Consider the following 20,316-nt stretch of genomic DNA (forward strand, 5'->3'; position numbering starts at 1 on the left):
ACATTCACCCAGATCACGCTGTGTCCGGAAGTGCCGGTACATCGCCGGGCAGGCCTCTTGATCGATATGCCCGTTGTCGCCCGAAGCGCCGACGGAAGTTCTCCCGTTAGGCGGAACTGTCGCGTTCCCGTCCATTGTGGACCCGCATCCGCGCAGCCTGGTGTGCCTGCGCCGGGCCGTGATAGGCCCTATGAGATCCACTTGGCGCCCCCCTGGAAGCAACACGCGCCCCCATCGAACAAGAGGAGAACCGATCGTGCGCAAATCTGGGTTGAACCCCAGGCGCTGGCGGGGCAGGACGCTAGCCGCGTTCACTGCCGCCGCCGTCGTGGCGACGAGCGCGGTGACCGCCGCGCCTGCCGCCGCCGATCCCAAGCCGAACCCCGGAAAAGCCCACGACGTCGAGGGCCACGGCCCGCGTGACGTCGACAACCGCCGCGGCGGCAAGGGGCCGACCGCGAAGCAGCAGGCGGCCGCCGACAAGGTCGGTGCCGCGAAGGTCCGCTGGAACGCCCTCGGCGAGCCCGAGGCCGTCGGCCCGGACAAGGCCCTGGCCACCGGCCTGACCGGCGACCCGGTCGCCGCGGCCCGCAAGTACCTGCTCGACAACCACGAGCTGTACGCGCTCGACGCCCCGGCCGTCGACGCGATGCAGCCGATCCTCGTCCAGGCGCTCGGCACCGGCACCGTCGTGCAGCTGCAGCAGCGCTTCGGCAACCTGCCGGCGGGCCACGACGGGCTCGTGTCGATCCTGCTCAACAAGGGCAACGTCGTCTGGGTCACGTCCTCGCTCTCGCGCGACACCACCGCGCCCGAGCCGGCGACGCTGTCGGCGTCCGACGCGGTCGCCGCGGCCCTGGCCGACGCCGGGCTCACGGCCGGCCAGATCGGCGCGCCCGACGTGATCGAGGTCGCCGTGCCCACCCCGGACGGCGGGCCGCGCGCCGCGTACCAGATCAGCCTGGTCTCGAACGACCCCGACAACCCCACCGCGTACTCGACCTTCGTCGACGCGCGGACCGGCGAGATCCTCATCCGTGAGGACATGGTCGACTTCGACTCCGACAACCCGACCTGGGCCGTCTTCCCGACCACCGCGCCGCAGACGGTCACGGCGGGCACCGACTCGCGCGTGACGTGGTGCTTCACGCCGGCGCTCAACTGCGTCAAGACCGTGCGGGACGCCGCGTCGGGCAAGGCCTGGGACGTCAACCAGCTCACCGGGCAGCCGACCTTCACCTCGTCGGGCAACTCGGCCAACAACCTGGTGTCGTGGGGCGGTGGCGTGGCGGCCTTCCCGGCGGCCACCCGGACCGACCGCAACTACAACTACGCGTTCACCGACCAGTGGCACGAGTCCAAGTGCAACCCCGACGTCTTCACCTCGGCGACGCGCAACGACGCGGACGCGGCGGTGTCGAACCTCTTCGGCATGCACAACGCGATGCACGACTTCAGCTACCGCCTGGGCTTCACCGAGGCCGCGTGGAACATGCAGGTCGTGAACACCCAGCCCGGCGGCCTGGGCAACGACCCGGAGCAGGGTCGCGCGCAGTCCGGCGCCCTGAGCGGCAGCCGCAACAACGCCAACCAGAGCACGGGCCGCGACGGTGCGACGTCGACGACCAACATGTACCTGTGGCAGCCGGTGGCCGGCTCGGCGTACCCGCCGTGCGTTGACGGCGACTACGACATGACCGTCATCGGGCACGAGTACACCCACGCGATCACCAACCGCATGATCGCCGGCCCGAACAGCGGCATCTCCGGCGCCCAGGGTGGCTCGATGGGCGAGGCGTGGAGTGACCTCGTCGCCGCCGAGTACCTGTTCGAGAACGGCCTGCGCGCTCCCGGCGACACCGAGTTCGTCACGGGCGCCTACGTCACGGGCAACGTGCACGAGGGCATCCGCGACTACGACGCCAGCAAGAGCCCGCTGAACTACTCGGACTTCGGCTTCGACCTGGTCGGCCCCGAGGTCCACGCCGACGGCGAGATCTGGGTCGCCACGAACCTGCGTGTCCGTAAGGAGTTCGTCGGCCGCTACGGCCTCGGCACCCCCGAGTTGCAGCAGCAGTGCGCCGACGGCGCCACCGACGTGGCGTCCTGCCCGGGCAACCGGCGCTGGATCCAGCTGATGTTCGACTCGTTCCTGCTGCAGGCGGCGAGTGGCGCCACGATGACCAGCATGCGCGACAACATGCTGGCCGCCGACCTGGTCCGCTTCAACGGGGCCAACCAGGACATCATCTGGAAGGGCTTCGCGGAGTCCGGCCTGGGTGAGGGTGCGACGGGCGCTCCGTCGGACACCGACCCGACGCCGAGCTTCCACTCGCCGTACGCCCAGAACGCGACCGTGACCCTGCGGCCGATGGCCGGCTCCACCGGTGCGAACGTCACGCTGTACGTCGGCGACTACGAGGCCCGGGCGACCCCCGTGGCCGACACCGACCCGTCGACGCCGCTGCCGGACACGTTCCAGATCCTGCCCAACACCGAGTTCCACTTCCTGGTCAACGGCAAGGGCTTCGGCAGCCAGAAGTTCACCGCTTCCTTCAAGCCCGGCAAGGCGCAGGACCTGAAGCTGAAGCTGCCGCAGAACGTGGCCTCCTCGGCGCTGGGCGCGGTGGCGACCGGTGACGGCGTCAACCTCGACAAGATCAACGACGAGACCGAGGGCACCAACTGGGCGTCGGTCAACGGCGTGGCCGGCAAGCAGGTCACGATCGACCTGGCCGGCGACAAGCCGGTCAACGTCCAGTCGCTCAACGTCAGCGCCCTGCTGCGCCCGGCCCTGCGGGGCGACGTCGACGCCAGCACGCAGAACCAGAACCGGTTCAGCGCCCTGCGCTCCTTCGCGGTGCTCACCTGTGACGCCACGAAGGCCGACTGCAGCAAGGATTCGAACTTCAAGCAGGCGTACCGCAGCAATGACGACGCCTTCCCGGGCGGCGCCTGGCGTCCGGTGGCGCCGCAGCTGAACCTGCGCACCTTCGACATCCACCCGACGCTGGCCACGCACGTGCGTGTGGTCGTGCTGTCCAGCCAGTGCACCGGCAACCCGTTCTACGCCGGCGAGCAGGACAACGACCCGCGGGCGAACACGGACTGCGCTACCAACAGCCAGTTCCGCGACGAGGTCCGCATCGCCGAGGTGCAGGTCTTCGGCTCCAGCGGCAACATCACGCCGGGGCAGTAGCCAGCACGGTTCCAGGGCCCCGCCGGCACACGCCGGCGGGGCCCGCTCGTGCTCGGGCGTTTTTTGTCGTACCCCACGAGTAGGGTCCCGGCCATGAAGCACAACAGCCGTCCCCGGACCGGTGGTCGCCACTCGTCCGGGAGCGTGGCGGGGTCACGCGAGGATAGGTTCGGCGCATGACGTATGCCGAGGTGAACGGGGTCTCGCTGTGGTACGAGGAACACGGCGAGGGTGAGCCGCTCGTGCTGCTGCACGGCGGGTTCTGGACCATCGAGATGTTCGGGGCGTTCCTGCCCGCCCTGGCGCGGCGACGGCGGGTCGTCGCCGTCGAGTTGCAGGGGCACGGGCACACACCCGTGACCGATCGGCCGCTTCGGTACGAGACCTGCGCCGACGACGTCGCCGCGCTGATCTCGCATCTCGGACTCGGCCGCGCCGACGTGCTCGGATACTCCCTCGGCGCCGGCACCGCGATCCGAGTCGCGATACAGCACCCCGACGTCGTGCGGCGGCTGATCGCGATCTCGACGCCGGTGCGGCGCTCGGGCTGGTTCCCGGAGGTGCTGGCCGGGATGGCGCAGCTCGGGCCGGAGGCGGCGGAGGGGATGAAGGCGTCGCCGTTGTACGCGGCCTATGCCCGGGTCGCGCCGCGGGTCGAGGACTGGCCGGTGCTCGGGACGCGGCTCGGCGAACTGCTGCGGCGCGACTACGACTGGTCCCCGGAGGCGGCCCGGATTCAGGCGCGGACCATGCTCGTCTACGCCGACGCCGACTCGATCGCGCCCGCCCACGCGGCCGAGTTCTACGCGCTGCTCGGCGGCGGCCTGCGTGACGCGGACTGGGACGCCTCGAAGCGGGTCGCGTCGCGGCTGGCGATCATCCCGGGGCGCACGCACTACGACATCACGGCGGCGCCGTCGCTGCCCGGCCTGGTGGAGGAGTTCCTGAGCGAGCCGGACTGATTCGGCTCGGCCGCGTCGACAACGTCCTGCGGCGCGGCGGCGACCACGTCCTGCGGCGCGGCGGCGACCACCTCGTGCGGCGCGGCGGTGGCCACCTCGTGCGGCGCGGCGGTGGCCACCTCGTGCGGCGCGGCGGTGACCACGTCCTGCGGGGCGGCGAAGGCCGCGTCCTGCGGCGCGGCGGTGGCCACCTCGTGCGGGGCGGCGGTGACCACGGCGTGCGCACGGCGGTGGCCACGTCCTGCGGGGCGGCGAAGGCCGCGTCCTGCGGCGCGGCGGTGGCCTTGGCGTCGGAGATCTCCAGGGCGGCGGTGACGACGTCGTGCGGTGCGGCGGTGGCCACGGCGTCGGAGATCTCCAGGGCGGAGCGGGCGGGTCCGTGGGGTCGAAGGGCGCCCTAGCCATGGCGACCTCGACTGATTTCCTGCTTACTGGGGATCGGAGGGTGCACTGGCCGTAGCGAGCGGGACTGGTAGCTGGGTCTCGGGTCATCCGGAGTGTGTCGCTGTCCATGTGCGGCCCGGGCGCGGACCGGCCCTTGCCGCGCGAAGCTGGGCGGCTTCGCCCGGCGGAGTGGGCCGGTCCTCGGCACCGGCACGGCACCGCCGTCGACCGACTGCGGTGAGCTTGCGCCGACGGCGCTGAGTCGGCTCCGACAGCTCTGCGCCGACTGCCGGCTCGGTGTGGCCGGGGCCGAGCCCGTCGGTGACGGCGAGCGGGATGACGCTCGCGGCGCCGATCGCCGGCGCTGCGCTGCCGCCGTCGGCGCCGCACCACGCCGGCTGTGCCAGCGCTGTCGCCGCTGACCGCACTCCGCCGCCGATCGCCGGCGCTGCACCATGCCGCCTCTGCTAGCGCTGCTGCCGCCGGCCGCGTTCCGCTGCGTCGAGCGTCGGCGCCGCACCACGCCGGCTGTGCCAGCGCTGTCGCCGCTGACCGCACTCCGCCGCCGATCGTGGGCGCTGCACCGTGCCTAGCGCTGCCACCGCCGACCGCATTCCGCCGCCGCTGAGCGTGGCCTGCCCCGAGGTACCCACCGCGCTCGCGGAGGCGACGGTCAGTGGCTAGCCGTGTGAGCCATGTGACGCGAGGCCGGAACCCCCCCAGCGATCAGCCGTCGATGCGGTGGGTCGTCCAGAACGAGGACAGGCTCGTCGAGCCGGCCGCCGCCTGAGCTGCCGCCTTGAAGTCGGGCACCGTCGAGACGCCGTACCAGTGTGACTGCGCGTAATTGAACATCAGGTTGGTCATGGCCGTCGTGCCGAGGGTGCGGCGCAGGTCGTGCAGTGCGCACTTGCCGTATCCGTAGATGACGGTCGAGTAGCGGGACGAGTGCGCGTCCCAGTAGGCCATCGAGCTGGTCAGCCGCTCGCTCGAGGACTGCCACGTCACCGAGTTCCAGCAGTTGGTGCCGGTCTTGTTGAAGTACAGGTCCGTGGCGTAGTCCGTGAACGCCTCGTCGAGCCACGGTGTCGTGTATTCGTCGTCGCCCACGATCCCGTAGAACCACTGGTGCGCGAGCTCGTGCGCGAGGGCGTTGCTCGACACCACGTCGAGCACGAAGCCCGGGTACTCCATCCCGCCGAACCAGAAGTTGTTGTCCAGCACCACATCGGCCTCGCCGTACGGGTACGCCCCGAAGCGCTGCGAGTGCGCGTCGAGCGCGCCCATCGCCGTGCTGAGCATCGAACTGGCGCTGGCGGCGCTGATCGCGCTGGTGCGGTACACGTTGACGCGGTATCCGCCCGGGGACACGCCGGTGGTCTTCGTGAACGGACCCGCCGCCCAGGCGAAATCGCGCACGTTCGCCGCCGAAGCGCGCGTGATCGTGCGTCCGGTCGTGCCCGGCGTGTCCGTCGACGTGCCGGTCGCGGGCACCGAGATGGACGTCGGGTGATCGAGTGTGACGTCGAAGTCGCTGATGAGGCTGTAGAACGACTCGCCGTTGTTCGTGTACGGCGAGAGGTGCCAGCCGGCCCCGTCGCGCACCGCGAGCACCGGAAGCGCGTTGCCGATGAAGGTGTACGCCCCGTCGCGCCCGAACCGGTCGGCCCCCGCGGGCACCACGATGGCGAGGTCGAACGCGATCGTCGCGGTCGCGTTCTGAGCGAGCGGGGCGGGCAGCGTGATCTTCATAGCCGTACACCCGACGCTGAGCGAACCTGCAGAGCCTCCGGTCACGTTGGTCACGGTGATCGGCGTGCTGGACGGGCACGTGCCGTGGTAGTTGTCCCACAACCGCAGGTACACCTCGGGCAGGGTCGTCGGCGAGGTGTTCGTGAACGTGACGGACTCGTGACCGCTCCACGAGGCGCCGGTGCTGTCGCTCGTGAGGGTGACGGTGTAGCCGGCCAGGCCCGGGGTCCGGGTCGTGTCGACCAGGCCGTCCGCGGTGCGCTGCTGCACCGCGAGGACGTGCTCGCCGCCCTGGTCGGGTCGCGCCTGGTGCCGGGTCGTGGCGAACGCGGCCGGGGCGGTGACCCCGACGGCGACGGCGGTGGCGGTGGTGACCGCGACGGTGAGCGCGGTCAGGAACCGGATGGTCATGCGGCCAGCGTGGGAAGCAGTAAGTGATGACTGTCAATATAGGCGAACCCGAGTCGCAACCCTCTTGACGCCGTACCGTGCGGCAGGAGTAGCGTGCCGGGTGAGAGAGCGCTCTCTAGTCCCCGCCAGGATCGCAAGGAGAGCCATGCGCACTCGAACACACCGTCGCGCCCGGCGCTGGGCCGCGGGCGTCACCGCCGCCGCGGCGCTCGCCCTGGTCGCCGTCACCGCCGTGGCGCAGGCCGGCACGTCGAACAACGCCCAGCTCGCGGCCGCCCCCGCGCCCGCACCGCCGCCCGGCTTCACGCTGACGTGGAGCGACGAGTTCAACGGTGCCGCGGGCACCGGGGTGAACACGGGCACGTGGAAGTACGACACCGGTCCGGGCAGCAGCTTCGGCACCGGCGAGATCGAGACCATGACGAACAGCACGGCCAACGTCTTCCAGGACGGCAACGGGCACCTGGTGCTGCGGGCCCTGCACTCGGGTACCGATCCGCGGGCCGGCTGGACGTCCGGCCGCATCGAGACCCAGGCCGCCACGTTCGGCGCCGACGCCGGCGACGTGGTGCGCATGGAGTCCTCGATCCAGCAGCCGAATGTGACGACCGCGAACGGTGCCGGCTACTGGCCCGCGTTCTGGATGCTCGGATCGACACTGCGGACCGGCACTTCGTGGCCGACCAGCGGCGAAATCGACATCCTCGAGGACATCAACGGCCGCAGCTCCGTCTTCGGCACCCTGCACTGCGGCGTGAACCCCGGCGGCCCGTGCAACGAGTCGACGGGCATCGGCAGCGGCGAGCGTGCGTGCGCCGGGTGCCAGACCGGCTACCACACGTACGCGGTGGAGATCGACCGGTCCAAGTCGCCGGAGGAGATCCGCTGGTACCTCGACGGCGCGAACTACTTCACGCTGCCGGCCACCCGCGTGGACGCCACGACGTGGAACAACGCCGTGCACCACCCGTTCTTCATCATCTACGACCTGGCCATGGGCGGCGGCTTCCCCGACGCCTTCGGTGGCGGCCCGAACGCGAGCACCGTCTCCGGTGCGCAGATGAACATCGACTGGGTGGCCGTCTACAACAAGAAGGGCGGCGGCACGACCAGCCCGCCCCCGACCGGCACCAACATCGCGCAGGGCAAGCCGACGACCGCCTCCTCGACCGAGAACGCCGGCACGCCCGCGTCCGCCGCGACTGACGGAAACGCCACTACTCGGTGGTCGAGTGCGTTCAGCGATCCGCAGTGGCTGCAGGTCGACCTCGGCCAGACGTACAACCTCACGAGCGTGAACCTGAACTGGGAGGCGGCCTACGCCAAGGCCTTCCAGATCCAGACCTCGAACGACGGGACGAACTGGACGTCGATCTACAGCACCACGACGGGTGCGGGCGGCAATCAGACGCTGAACGTCACCGGGTCGGGTCGCTATGTGCGCGTGTACGGCACGCAGCGCGCGACCGCGTACGGGTACTCGCTGTACGAGTTCGGCCTGACCGGCACGCCCGGCGGCTCGACCGGCACCGTGATCTCCCAGGGCCGGCCGACCACCGCGTCGTCGACGGAGAACGCGGGCACGCCGGCGTCGGCCGCGACCGACGGTAACACCGGAACCCGCTGGTCGAGCGCGTTCAGTGACCCGCAGTGGCTGCAGGTGGACCTCGGGTCCACGCGGGCCATCAGCAAGGTGAACCTGAACTGGGAGGCGGCCTACGCCAAGGCCTTCCAGATCCAGACCTCGAACGACGGTACGAACTGGACGTCGATCTACAGCACCACGACGGGTGCGGGCGGCAACCAGACGCTGAACGTCACCGGGTCGGGTCGCTATGTGCGCGTGTACGGCACGCAGCGCGCGACCACCTACGGCTACTCACTGTGGGAGTTCCAGGTCTTCGGCTGATCGCTGCTGGGACGGGGCTCCAGGACTCGCCACGTCCTGGAGCCCCGTCTCGCGCACTGCACGTCTCGCGCACTGCACGTCTCGCGCACGGCACGTCTCGCGCACGGCACGTCTCGCGCACGGCACGTCTCGCGCACTGCACGTCTCGCGCACTGCGCGTTCGTGCACTGCGCGTCTCGTGCAATGAGCACGTTATTGCGAATCTCCAGTAACGATCGGCCGGCGGGCGGGCGAGCGAGCGGCTGAACCTGCCCTGCCTGGCATCAAGAATTGGGTGCCTGTCGCAGGAGCTGCGCTCGTACTCTCTGTTGGTGAGCGACAGCAATGACTACGTGAGGTTGCGAGAAACCTTCAACGATGACGCTGCACGCTATGACCGTGCCCGCCCCCGGTACCCGGCGCGGATGTTCGATGATCTCGCTGCGGCCGGGGTAGCGCCCGGGGCAAGGGTGCTGGAGATCGGCTGTGGCACCGGGCAGGCGACCGTGCCCCTGGCCGAGCGGGGCTACCGCATCGTGGCGGTCGAGTTGGGCCCGGACCTCGCGGCTGTCGCCCGGCGAAATCTTGCCGCGTTCGACGCGGTGGAGGTCGTCACGGCGGCGTTCGAGGAGTGGCCCTTGCCCGGTGAACCGTTCGACGTGGTGTTCTCCGCCACCGCGTTTCACTGGATCGACCCAGCGGTGCGGGTGTCGAAGTCCGCCGACGCCTTGCGTCCCGGTGGCGTGCTGGCCACCGTGGGAACCCACCACATCGCCGGCGGTACCTGGACCGAGGCATTCTTCGTCGAGATCCAGAAGTGCTACGAGCGCTTCGATCCGTCGACCCCACCGGGTCTGCGTCTTGAGACCGCTCGTGACATCGTCGAGGACGATCGGGAACTCACCTCGTCGGGGCGATTCGGGCCTGCGAAGTTCTACCGATACGAGTGGGAGTTGCCGTACTCGACAGCTGACTACCTGGATCTGCTGTTGACCTACTCCGGACATCGAGCCTTGCCGGACGTGCAGCGGAACGGACTGCTGAACTCCATCGCGCGGCTGATCGACGCGGAATACGGGGGGCAAATCGTCAAGCGCTACCTGACGGAGCTGAGGATCGCCCGACGCGGTTGAAGTCGGCACAGCGATCGTGGCCCCTGCCGGGGAACTGGCTGAAGGGTCACAATGGCGCCCCGTGCAGGTTGATCGCACGGGGCGTCCGAGATTCTGTGCGAGGCGGTCTCGTCACGCAGGGCGGTGAGCGGCATGAAGGCCGAGCCGTTGCCGAGTTCGTCCGGTGCCGGGCCGGACGGAGTTGCGACGTCGGGGAGTCGGCTGGCGAGTGCGGCGCGTTCGTCGTCGGTGAGGTCCCAGCATTTGATCGATTCCGTCTTTGACCGCCAGGAGTAATGGTGCGCGCGCCGGTTGTTGCCGGGCACCACCACGAGTCAGGACCGTCGCCGGTGCTGCGATAGTCGGTCGTGCGGGCAGTCCGGGGCGTCGCGCTGACGAAGCCCGGTCAGGCCGCTGCCACCCACTCGGCGCGCAGGAGTCCGAAGATCGCGCAGTCGTGGAAGTGGCCGTCGGGTTCCAGGGAGTGCTGGCGCAGCGTTCCCTCGCGGGTGAAGCCCAGGGACGTCAGCAGCCGGACCGAGCGATCGTTGGCCGCGATCGTCCGGGCGTGGACGCGTCGCAGCCGCATCGTGGCGAAGCCGAAGCGCAGGATCGCTCGCGCCGCCTCGGTGGCGTAGCCGTGGCCCCAGTGTTCTTTCGCGAGGTCGTACCCGAGTTCGGCTCGCCGGTGGGCGGGCCGCCAGTTGTGCAGTCCCATGAGGCCGATGACCCGGCCGTCGAGCTCCAGGGCCCAGTGCCGGCGTAGGTCCGCGGCGGACTCGGCCAGCAGGTGTTCGAGGCATGCCGCGGTCTCCGCGAGGGTGCGCATCGGGTGGTCGTTGAAGCGCTGGACCTCTGGGTCGCCGCGGAACACGTGCACGTCTGCGGCGTCGGTGACGGCCGGCTCGCGCAGGACGAGCCGGGCCGTGCGGATCGGCTGCAGGGCCACGAACCGCACCCTATCGGGGACGTGGCCGCCCCCGTCGCGGGCCTCCCGCCCGGCGCGAGGTCGCCGACGGACCCGGTGAACCCGGGCCCGCGAGCGCGAGGCAGGAGAGCGCACAATCAGCAGCGTGCGAATCGGGGCTGCCACGACCCTTCGAGGTCGCCGACGAACCCGGTGAACCCGGGACCGCGAGCGCGAGGCAAGAGAGAGCACAATCAGCAGCGTGCGAATCGGGCTGCTCGGACCCCTCGAGGTCGCCGACGGGGACGGGGTGCCCCTCGAGGTCGGCGGGTCGCGGCTGCGTGTGCTCGTCACGCTCCTCGCGCTCGAGCCCGGCCGCGTCGTCACCGCCGCGCGGCTCACCGACGGGGTGTGGGGTGAGCATCCGCCCGCCGGGGCCGGCAACGCGCTGCAGTCGCTCGTCTCGCGGCTGCGCCGGGTGCTGCCCGACGGTGTGCTGCAGGCGCGCCCGACCGGTTACCTGCTGGACATCGACGCGCAGGACGTCGACCACCTGCGGTTCGAGGCGCTCGTCGGGCAGGCCCGGGCCGCGGGCGAACCGAGCGCGGCCGTCGCGCTGTTCCGGCGGGCCGAGGGGCTGTGGCGCGGGCCGGCGCTCGCCGACGCCGGGGAGGCCGCGTTCGCCCGGCCGTGGCGAGCCCGCCTCGACGAGCTGCGCATCGCCGCGATCGAGGACCGTATCGAGGCCGAGCTCGGCCTCGAAAACCGTACCGAGGCGGAGGCCGGTGCCGGGGAGGAGGGCGAGGTCGGTGTCGGCAAGCGGGTCGTCGCCGAGCTCGAGGCGCTCGTCGCCGCGCATCCGCTGCGAGAGCGGCCCGTCGCGCTGCTGATGCGCGCGCTCGCCGCGGCCGGGCGCGGGGCCGAAGCGCTGGCGGTGTTCGAGCGGTGCCGGGACCGGCTCGCCGAGGAGCTGGGCGCTGATCCGTCGGCGGGGCTGATGGCGGTACACCTGCGGGTCTTGCGGGGTGAGCAGCAGCGGCCCGCCGACGGCAACCTGCGCGCGGCGCTCACGAGCTTCGTCGGGCGCGACGCGGACCTGGCCGCGGTGCGCCGGCTCGTCACCGGCGGGCGGCTCGTCACGCTCGTCGGGCCCGGCGGCGCCGGCAAGACGCGGCTGTCCGTCGAGACCGGGCGGGCGCTGGCCGGGCAGATCCCGGACGGCGTCTGGCTCGTCGAGCTCGCGCCGCTCACCGACCCCGGCGACGTGATCCAGGCCGTCTGGAGCGCGCTCGGCCTGCGGGACCCGGCCGGCAAGCCCGCCGCGCCCGGTCGGCGCCTCGACGCCGACGACGCGCCCCGGCGCCTGGCCACCGCCCTGGCCCACCGGCGCCTGCTGCTGATCCTCGACAACTGCGAGCACGTCGTCGCGGCCGCGGCCGAGCTCGCCGAGCGGCTGCTGGGGGAGTGCCCGCACCTGCGGGTGCTGGCCACGAGCCGGGAGCCGCTCGGCATCACCGGCGAGGTGCTGTTCGGGGTGGAGCCGCTGGCGGAGGAGCCGGCGGCGCGGCTGTTCGCGGACCGGGCCGCGGCCGTGCGGCCGGGACTGGCGGGGCAAGCGGGGCTCGCGGAGGACTCCGGCGCCGTCGCCCGGATCTGCCGCGCGCTGGACGGGATGCCGCTGGCGATCGAGCTCGCCGCGGCCCGCTGCCGCTCGCTCACCCCGGCGCACATCGCCGACCGGCTCGACGACCGGTTCCGGCTGCTCAGCCGGGGCAGCCGCACCGCCCGGCCCCGCCACCAGACGCTGCGCGCGGTCGTGGACTGGAGCTGGGATCTGCTGGCCGAGCCCGAGCGCGCGATGCTGCGCCGGCTGGCGATCTTCCCCGGCGGGGCGACCGTCGCCGCCGCGGCCGCCGTCTGCGACCCCGGCGGGCGCCTGGGCGACCCGGACGAGCTGCTCACCACCCTGGTGGAGAAGTCGCTGCTGGTGGTCGGCGACGACCTGCGGTACCGCATGCTCGAGACGATCCGCGCATATGGCCTGGAACGCCTGGACGACGCCGGCGAGACGGACGAGGTGCGCCGCCGCCACGGCGCCTGGTTCCTGGCCCTGGCCCAGCGGCTCGAGCCCGCACTGCGGGGCACCGGCCAGCTGGAGGCCCTCGCCGAGCTGGGGGCCGAGCACGACAACCTGCACGGGGCGCTGCGGCGGGCGATCGCGGCCGGGGACAGCGCGCTCGCCGTCCGGCTCGTCGCCGTGGCCGGCTGGTACTGGTGGCTCGGCGGCCACCGGGTCGAGGGCGCGGCCCTGGCCTCGGCCGCGCTGTCGCTGCCCGGCCCGTCCGACCCCGACGCCCGGGCGATGGCCTGCGGGGTGGCCGCGGTCAACGGGTTCGACGGGCTCGGCGACACCGAGATGCTCGACGGCTGGTTCTCGGAGGCGGTGCGGTACGAGGGCGAACATCCGCTGTTCCGGCTCTTCCAGGCGGTCGCGGGCCTGTATCGGGAGGGCCCGGTCGGGATCGTGCTCGTGCGCATCGCGGCGCTGTCCGACGACCCCGACCCGTGGATCGCCGGGCTCGGCCGCCTGCTCGTCGGGCACACGCTGCTCAACACCGGCGCGCGCGCGGCCGAGTCACGCGCCGCGTTCGAGTCGTCGCTGGCGGCGTTCCAGGGCATCGGCGAGCGCTGGGGCATGTCGTTCGCGCTCGCCGCGCTCGCCGAGGCCAAGGCCCACGAGGGCCGCCACCGCGAGGCGATCGCGCACTACGAGGAGGCGCTGACCTACCTGCGGCTGCTCGGCTCGACCGAGGACCGGCCGGTCACCGAGGTGCGATTGGCGCAGCTGTACTCCCTGATCGGCGACGAGCCGCGCGCGGAAGCGGTCCTCGCCGAGGCCCGGCGGACCGCCCGGCGCTCGGGGGTGCCCGACAGCATCGCCTTCGTCGAGTACGCCTACGCCTACCGTGACCTGCGCACGGGCCGGTTCGACGAGGCCCGCGACCGCTTCGCCCACGCCCTCGACCTCGTCGGCGACAACCGGGTCTCGCCGCAGATGCTCGCCCTGCTGCACTCCGGCCGCGCGGTGCTGCTGGCCCGCGACGGCGAGCACGCCGCGGCGGGCGACGCGCTGCGGTTCGCCGTCGAGCAGGGCCGCGCCGCGTTCGACGCGTACGCCGTCGCCAACGCGGTCGACGACGCCGCCGAGGCCGCGCTGCTGGGCGGGGACGCGGCGCGCGCGGTGACACTGCTGGCCGCGGCGCGGGCCGTCCGCGGCACGCACGACGCCACCCGGCCGTGGACCAGGGACGTGGACGAGCGGGCCCGCGCCGCGCTCGGTGCCGAGGCCGTGCCGGGCGCGGTCGAGCGGGGGCGCACCGCGACGCTCGGCAATGTCCTGGACTACTTCCCCGCGAGTAAATGCGTTGAGCGACCCCCGGCCCCCGAGGCAGGCTGAGGGCACCGCAGCAAGCACCCCGGGGGCCTCACCATGCGTCTGATCCGTGATCTCTGGGCCACGTCGCCGCGAAGAACCGTGGCCGTGGCCCTGCTCATCGTGCTCGGCGCGGCCGGGCAGGCCGCGGCGTCAGCGGTCGGCGGATCCGTGCTCATCCATCGATCTTGGGCGATGTTCGGCGTGCTCGCGGCCTCGCTCGCGGCCGCCGTGCTCACCGATCTCGCCGTCGGGCTCATCATGGCCCGGCTCACCGCCGACTGGTGCGCCGACGTGCGCCGGCGCCTGTGCCGGGTCGCGTTCGGCCAGGACCTGCCGACGCTGGAGACGACGCCGGTCGGCGAGCTGCTCGACCGGATCGACAACGACGTCTACCAGGTCGCCGGCGAGATGCGCAACGCCGGCGTCCGCATCGCGCAGTCGGCCTGCTACACGGTGCTGTCCATCGGCACGGCGCTGTTCGTGTGGTGGCCGGCCGGGGTCGCGATGATCGTGATCGTCGTCGGGCTCACCCTCGGCCTGCGCAAGCCCACCTCGAAGATCGCCGCCAGCCGGATGGGCGAGGAGGAGGCCTGGAGCGACCTCGCCGCCGTCATGGAGGAGAGCATCCACGGCCAGGACGACGTGCGCACCTCGCTGGCGCGCCCGTACGTGCTGCGCCTCTTCGCGCGCCGGGCCGCCGCCGTGCTCGAGCGCGGGCGCCGGGTCTGGGTGCGCTCGGCCGCCGTCACGTCCGTCGCCTCGGGCTTCGTGCGGCTCACCATCGCGCTCATCGTCCTCGGCGGCGTGTGGGCGCTCGCGACCGACCGCATCGACGTGGCCCGGCTCAGCGCGATCTGGCTGCTGGCCCTGGGCTTCGGCGGGACCGTCGAGCAGACCAGCCGGATGGTGCCCGACCTGCAGTACGCGCTCGGCGCCTGGGCCCGGGTACAACTCCTGCGTGACGCCGCACAGGAGCCCATGGGCGGCGCGATGCCCGCGGCCGGGGACCTCGAGGTGCGCGGCCTGACCTTCCGGTACTCCGAGACGGCCCGCCGACCGGCCCTGCGCGACGTGACGCTCACGTTCGCCCGGGGCCGTTCCTATGCGCTCATCGGGCGCACCGGCTCCGGCAAGTCGACGCTGGCCAAGATCCTCACCCGGGCCGTGGACATCCCCCGCGGCACGGTCTACCTGGGCGGCACCGACCTGCTCGAGCTCGATCTGGAGCACCTGCGCCGGTGGATCGCGGTCGTACCGCAGCGCACGGAGATCCTCGCCGGCACCCTGGCCGAGAACATCGCGCTGTTCGACCCCGACCTGCTCGGCGCGGCCGCACGGGCGGTGGACGAGCTCGGCCTGACCGGCTGGGTCGCCGAGCTGCCCGAAGGCCTCGACACCCGCCTCGGCGACGGTGGCCACATGCTCTCGGCCGGCCAGGAGCAGCTTGTCGCGTTCGCGCGCATCGTGGTCCGCGACCCGCAGGTGGTCATCCTCGACGAGGCGACCGCGCGGCTCGACCCGGTGACCGAGGCGCAGGTGCAGCGGGCCACGGCGCGGCTGCTGGCCGGGCGCATCGGCATCATCGTGGCCCACCGGCTCTCCTCGGTGCGGCAGTGCGACGAGGTCGTCGTGCTCGCCGACGGCGCCGTGGTCGAGGCCGGCCCGCTCGCCTCCTCGGAGCGCTTCGCCGCGCTGCTGGCGGCCTCGACGTCCGAGCGACCGGCCGCGTCCGCGGGCACTGCCCCGGGCGCGGTGCTCATCGGCAGCGCGGGGGCCGTCGGCAGTGCGGGGGTCGTCGGCAGTGCGGGGGTCGTCGGCAGTGCGGGGGTCGTCAGTAGCGCGGGGATCAAGGCCGACCCGCCGCCGCTGCCGTCGGTGCCGCGGGCGCGCACCCTGTGGAACATCTTCAAGCTGGCCACGAACGACTGGCGCTTCGGGCTCGTCTCCGTGGTCATCTTCGCGCTCATGATGCTCGTCGCGCTCGACGGCTCGGTGCTGCCGTGGCTGTGGGCGGACCTCGTCGACGGCCTCGGCGACGCGCTGTGGCCGGCGCTCGGGATCACGGCGGCGCTGCTGGTGCCGGTGGCGCTGCCGTACTACACCGGCAAGTGGTTCCCCGAGTGGTGGGTCCGCCAGCTGCTGCGCATCAGCCTGCGCCTGGTGCACGGGCAGACCGGCGCCCGGCGGGTCAGCAAGCACACCCCGGCCGAGGTCGTCGCCCAGGGCGGCGACACCGAGCGGGTGGTCATGCTCGCCGACCACCTCATCGACCAGTGGATCTGCCTGTGGGCCATCGTCACGATGACGATCGTGGCGGGCTCGTTCGTCCCGGCCGGGTTCATGGCCGCGACGATCGTGCTCTCCGGGCTCGCCGCCGCGCTGTTCGGGCCGGCGCTGAAGCGCTCGGCGCAGCGGACGGTCGCGGCGCGCGCCGCGTTCGCCACGGCGCTCGTGTCGTCGCTGTCGGCCGCCCGTACCGTGAAGCTCGCCGGCGCCACCGTCCCGGTGCTCGAGCACCTGGCGAAGCTGGACCGCGTGCGCAGCCTCCGGGTGCGGCGGGAGATCGCCGTGCAGATCTGGGCCCGCTCGACCCCGGCCCTGGCCAGCGGGCTGCTGCCGATCGGGGCCTGGGCGCTGCTGCTGTCGGGGCGGCTCTCCGCGGGCGCGACGCTCGTGGCGGTGTCGACGCTGGGCTCGGCCCGCTGGTTCGCCTGGACGACGGCGTCGCTGGTCTCGCAGCTGCCCTCGGCGCGGGTCTGGACGCGGCGGACCGTCGAGATGGTGGGCAACGGGGAGTACGCCGCCGCCGTCCCCGGCGTCGATCTCTCCGCCGGCACCGCGCCCGCCCCGCCGACGGCCCCGCGGCATCCGCTGCGGCGGCTGGAGCTCGCCGGGTTCGCGGCCGTGCACGAGGACGGCACCGTGGCCGTGCGCGACCTCGACCTGGCCGTCGAGCGCGGCCAGCTCGTGCTCGTCGTCGGGCCCGTCGGCTCCGGCAAGTCCTCGCTGCTGCGGGCCCTGGCCGGGATCGTGCACCACACGGGGAAGCTGCGCTGGAACGGCGAGGCGGTGACCGAGCCCGAGATGTTCCTGCGGCCCAACCAGATCGGGTACGTCGCGCAGCTGCCCCGCGTCCTGTCCGGCACGATCGCGGACAACATCGCGCTGGGCCACGAGGTCGACGCGGACAGCGCCGTGTCGACCGCGCAGCTGGAGCACGACCTGAGCGCCGCGGGCGCGGGCCTGGGCCTGCTCATCGGGCACAAGGGCACCCGCCTGTCCGGCGGGCAGCTCCAGCGCCTCGCGCTGGCGCGCGCCCTGGCCCCGCGCACGGAGCTGCTCATCGCCGACGACGTGTCCTCGGCGCTGGACGTGACGACCGAGCTGGCGCTGTGGCAGGCGCTGCGCGAGCACGGCGTGACGGTCATCGGCTCCACGTCCAAGCGCGCGGCCCTGACCCAGGCCGACCGCGTCGTCGTCCTCAAGGACGGCACCGCGGCGGCCCAGGGCACATGGCGCGAGCTCGAACCGGACTGGGGCCACCTGGCCGGCTAGAGGGTCTGGATCAGGCCGCCGTCGATGGCGAAGTCGGCCCCGGTGACATTGCCCGCGCGGCCGCCGGCGAGGAGGAGGACCAGGTCGGCCACCTCCTCGGGCTCGGTGAACCGGCCGGTCACCGAGTCGCCGGCGGCCTTGCGGGCCACGTCCTCGGGCGCGGCGCCGGCGGCCTTGGCCACGGTCACGGCGACGCCGTCGGCGCCGAGCCACAGCCCGGTGCTCACCGGCCCCGGGCTGACCGTGTTCACCCGGATGCCGTGCGCCGCGACCTCCTTCGACAGCGCCTTGGAGAAGCCGGCCAGGGCCGCCTTGGCCGCGCTGTAGTCGATCACGAGCGGGTCGGGGAGGCGGGCGTTGACCGAGTTGACGGTCACGATCGCCCCGCCGCCGCGCGCGATCAGGTGCGGCAGCGCGGCCCGGGTGGTGCGCACGGCGGCCAGGAAGTTGATCGTCAGCGTGGCGAGCCAGTCGTCGTCGGTGACGGAGGCGAACCCGCCCGGGCGCGGCCGGACCGCGCCCACGTTGTTGACCAGGATGTCGAGGCCCCCGTGCGCGGCCAGCGCCGCCTCGACGAGCCGCGCCGGGCCGTCCGGCGTGCTCAGGTCCACCGCGACCGGCGTGACCGCCTCCCGCGCGGCGAGGTCGGACAGCTCCGTGGTGACGCCGCGCGCCCCGGCCACGACCGCGGCTCCCTCGGCGGCCAGGGCGCGGGTGATGGCCAACCCGATGCCCTTGCTCGCCCCGGTGACGACCGCGGTCCGGCCCTTCAGCTGCAGGTCCATCGCGTCTACAGGCCGTGCTGGCGCAGCCAGCCGAGGGCGACGTCGGCAACCTCGCGCCAGCCGTGGTCGATGGTCAGCGAGTGCGCCCGGTCCGGGAACTCGTGGATGTCGGTGACCGCGTCCGAGTGCCGGTACTGCTTCAGCGTCGCCCGGGTGACCGCCTCCGGCACGGTGTGGTCGCGGCCGCCCATCATGAGCAGCAGCGGCCCGCGCATGTCGTTGTCGACGTCGACCTTGGCCGGCGAGTGCGGGTCGAAGTTGGCCGCCGCCGCCTCGAACAGCGGCTTGCCGGGCGCCGGGATCGCCCACCGCTCGAAGAGCTCGTCGGACTCCTCCTCGCTGATGGCGTTGCCGAAGGCGTAGCGGAACTGCTCGGCGGTGAGGGAGACGGCCCGGTGCCGGTTGGCCGGGTTCTTGAACACGGGGAAGGTGACCCGCAGCGACGACAGGGGCAGCGGCAGGACACCCTTGATCTGCGCGGCGTCGATGGCCACCGCGGCCGCGGCGAGGTTCTGGCCGAGCAGCTTCTGGGCGATCATGCCGCCGAACGAGTGCCCGATGAGGATCGGCTTCGCGTCCAGCCCGTCGATGATCTTCGCGTAGTGGGCGACGACGTCGTCGATGCCGTGGTCGGCGATCGCGTCCGGCTCGGCGCGGGCGCCTTCGACGGTGTCGGGTTCGCCCGGCCAGCCGGGTGCCGCGGTCCGGTAGCCCGCGTCGGTGAACAGCTCGGTCCAGGGAGCCCACGAGGTGGCGTGCAGCCAGAGGCCGTGGATGAAGAGCACCGGCGTCTCGGTAGTCATGCGCGGACCGTACGGCGCGCGGGTCCGGCTTCGCTTGCGTCACATGACGGTCATCGCGGCGCGCGGCTGGGCTCGCGACGTGATGCCGAGCTTCGGCAAGACGCGGCTCGGCCCGGGCCCGGTCGCCCCAGGGGACCGCGCCCGGCGCGTCGAAGGTGCCGCGGGCCGCGCGCCCGGGCGCCCGCGAGTCGGCCGGGCTCTCCGGCCGCGAGGACGGCGGGCAACTCGACCGGCGCGAGCGGGTTCCCGGCCGCCTCATGCGATCCGCGCCTCACGCTGCACCCCGGTGCTCGCAAGCACCCGCACCCGCGCGCGTCCGGCCACCCGGGCGATCCCGGCGAGCAGCGCCGACTTGCCGATGCCGGCCGCTGCACGCTCCGCGCGAGTCTGGGCAGGCGCGGTCAGACGGTGACGAGGCCCGACTCGTAGGCGAACACGACCAGCTGCGCCCGATCGCGCGCCCGCAGCTTCGTCATCGCCCGGCTCACATGCGTCTTGGCCGTGGCCAGGCTGATCACCATCCGCTCGGCGATCTCATCGTTGGACATTCCCCGGGCGGCGAGCGCGACCACCTCCCGCTCGCGGTTCGTGAGCGTGCTCACCGCCCCGTGCAACGGCCCCCGCGGCGGCCGAGCCACGTACTCTCCGATCAACCGCCGCGTGATCGCCGGCGACAGCAACGCATCCCCGCGGGCCGCGACCCGCACCCCGTAGAGCAGGTCGGCCGGCTCGGTGTCCTTGACCATGAACCCGGCGGCCCCGGCCCGCAGCGCCGCGTAGACGTATTCGTCCAGCCCGTAGTTCGTCAAGATCACCACGTGCACCCCCGCGAGGGCGGGGTCGCCCGCGATGCGCCGCGTGGCCTCGATCCCGTCGACGCCGGGCATCTGAATGTCGACGAGCGCCACGTCGGGCAGATGCTCCGAGGCCAGCGCGACCGCCTGCTCCCCGTCCGCCCCTTCGGCCACGACCTCGATGTCGTCCTCGGCCGCGAGCAGCGCCCGGAACCCGGCCCGGATGAGCGCCTGATCGTCCACGAGCAGCACCCGGATCATGAAGCCACCGCCGCCCCGCCGCCCCGGACGACGTCCCCGCGCCTCATGCCGCACGGCCGGGATTCCA

Annotated in this window: 12 protein-coding genes; 6 read left to right on the plus strand and 6 right to left on the minus strand. The window is 72.7% G+C overall.

What is annotated here, in order from left to right; all coding sequences use genetic code 11:
• Positions 1 to 343: 343 nt before the first annotated feature.
• The gene (locus tag ACQP1P_RS14115; RefSeq protein ID WP_433086776.1) at positions 344 to 3,199 is read left to right on the plus strand and encodes a M36 family metallopeptidase; all 2,856 of its coding nucleotides are present in this window, start codon (positions 344 to 346) and stop codon (positions 3,197 to 3,199) included.
• Positions 3,200 to 3,375: 176 nt separating this feature from the next.
• A complete protein-coding gene (locus ACQP1P_RS14120; protein ID WP_433086778.1) occupies positions 3,376 to 4,161 on the plus strand; it encodes an alpha/beta fold hydrolase in 786 nt (261 codons plus the stop codon).
• On the opposite strand, the gene ACQP1P_RS14125 is transcribed toward ACQP1P_RS14120, so the two are convergent.
• Both ACQP1P_RS14125 and ACQP1P_RS14130 read right to left on the minus strand, forming a co-directional pair.
• Positions 4,095 to 4,376: a hypothetical protein gene (locus ACQP1P_RS14125; RefSeq protein ID WP_433086780.1), complete on the minus strand. Its 282-nt coding sequence runs from the start codon at positions 4,374 to 4,376 to the stop codon at positions 4,095 to 4,097. The genes ACQP1P_RS14120 and ACQP1P_RS14125 overlap by 67 nt on opposite strands.
• A gap of 895 nt (positions 4,377 to 5,271) precedes the next feature.
• Complete coding sequence (locus tag ACQP1P_RS14130; RefSeq protein WP_433086782.1) at positions 5,272 to 6,708, minus strand: M1 family metallopeptidase; 1,437 nt, start codon at positions 6,706 to 6,708, stop codon at positions 5,272 to 5,274.
• A gap of 145 nt (positions 6,709 to 6,853) precedes the next feature.
• Here ACQP1P_RS14130 and ACQP1P_RS14135 point away from each other — a divergent pair, with 145 nt between their 5' ends.
• Positions 6,854 to 8,617, plus strand: coding sequence for a discoidin domain-containing protein (locus ACQP1P_RS14135; RefSeq protein ID WP_433086784.1), 1,764 nt, complete (start codon positions 6,854 to 6,856; stop codon positions 8,615 to 8,617).
• 311 nt (positions 8,618 to 8,928) lie between these two features.
• Positions 8,929 to 9,729 (plus strand): class I SAM-dependent methyltransferase, encoded by an 801-nt coding sequence (locus ACQP1P_RS14140; protein WP_433086786.1) that lies wholly within the window; start codon positions 8,929 to 8,931, stop codon positions 9,727 to 9,729.
• Positions 9,730 to 10,114: 385 nt separating this feature from the next.
• Here ACQP1P_RS14140 and ACQP1P_RS14145 read toward each other — a convergent pair whose 3' ends face one another.
• A complete protein-coding gene (locus tag ACQP1P_RS14145; RefSeq protein ID WP_433086788.1) occupies positions 10,115 to 10,657 on the minus strand; it encodes a GNAT family N-acetyltransferase in 543 nt (180 codons plus the stop codon).
• Positions 10,658 to 10,877: 220 nt separating this feature from the next.
• Here ACQP1P_RS14145 and ACQP1P_RS14150 point away from each other — a divergent pair, with 220 nt between their 5' ends.
• Complete coding sequence (locus ACQP1P_RS14150; RefSeq protein ID WP_433086790.1) at positions 10,878 to 14,072, plus strand: BTAD domain-containing putative transcriptional regulator; 3,195 nt, start codon at positions 10,878 to 10,880, stop codon at positions 14,070 to 14,072.
• A gap of 33 nt (positions 14,073 to 14,105) precedes the next feature.
• Positions 14,106 to 17,606, plus strand: coding sequence for an ATP-binding cassette domain-containing protein (locus ACQP1P_RS14155; protein ID WP_433086792.1), 3,501 nt, complete (start codon positions 14,106 to 14,108; stop codon positions 17,604 to 17,606).
• Here the strand turns inward: ACQP1P_RS14155 and ACQP1P_RS14160 are convergent.
• The 3 genes from ACQP1P_RS14160 to ACQP1P_RS14170 form a co-directional block, all read right to left on the minus strand.
• Entirely contained in the window at positions 17,603 to 18,391 is a 789-nt protein-coding gene (locus tag ACQP1P_RS14160) for an oxidoreductase (protein ID WP_433086794.1), read from the minus strand. The genes ACQP1P_RS14155 and ACQP1P_RS14160 overlap by 4 nt on opposite strands.
• A 5-nt stretch (positions 18,392 to 18,396) precedes the next feature.
• Entirely contained in the window at positions 18,397 to 19,194 is a 798-nt protein-coding gene (locus ACQP1P_RS14165) for an alpha/beta hydrolase (RefSeq protein WP_433086796.1), read from the minus strand.
• Positions 19,195 to 19,595: 401 nt separating this feature from the next.
• Positions 19,596 to 20,249, minus strand: coding sequence for a response regulator (locus tag ACQP1P_RS14170; RefSeq protein ID WP_433086798.1), 654 nt, complete (start codon positions 20,247 to 20,249; stop codon positions 19,596 to 19,598).
• Positions 20,250 to 20,316: the final 67 nt, after the last annotated feature.

Source organism: Dactylosporangium sp. CA-052675, assembly GCF_050947935.1.
Lineage (GTDB): Bacteria > Actinomycetota > Actinomycetes > Mycobacteriales > Micromonosporaceae > Dactylosporangium.

Coding starts and splice junctions, on each gene's coding strand:
- ACQP1P_RS14120 (WP_433086778.1), top strand. CDS start 3,376: ATGACGTATGCCGAGGTGAACGGGGTCTCGCTGTGGTACGAGGAACAC.
- ACQP1P_RS14170 (WP_433086798.1), bottom strand. CDS start 20,249: ATGATCCGGGTGCTGCTCGTGGACGATCAGGCGCTCATCCGGGCCGGG.
- ACQP1P_RS14160 (WP_433086794.1), bottom strand. CDS start 18,391: ATGGACCTGCAGCTGAAGGGCCGGACCGCGGTCGTCACCGGGGCGAGC.
- ACQP1P_RS14155 (WP_433086792.1), top strand. CDS start 14,106: ATGCGTCTGATCCGTGATCTCTGGGCCACGTCGCCGCGAAGAACCGTG.
- ACQP1P_RS14135 (WP_433086784.1), top strand. CDS start 6,854: ATGCGCACTCGAACACACCGTCGCGCCCGGCGCTGGGCCGCGGGCGTC.
- ACQP1P_RS14165 (WP_433086796.1), bottom strand. CDS start 19,194: ATGACTACCGAGACGCCGGTGCTCTTCATCCACGGCCTCTGGCTGCAC.
- ACQP1P_RS14130 (WP_433086782.1), bottom strand. CDS start 6,708: ATGACCATCCGGTTCCTGACCGCGCTCACCGTCGCGGTCACCACCGCC.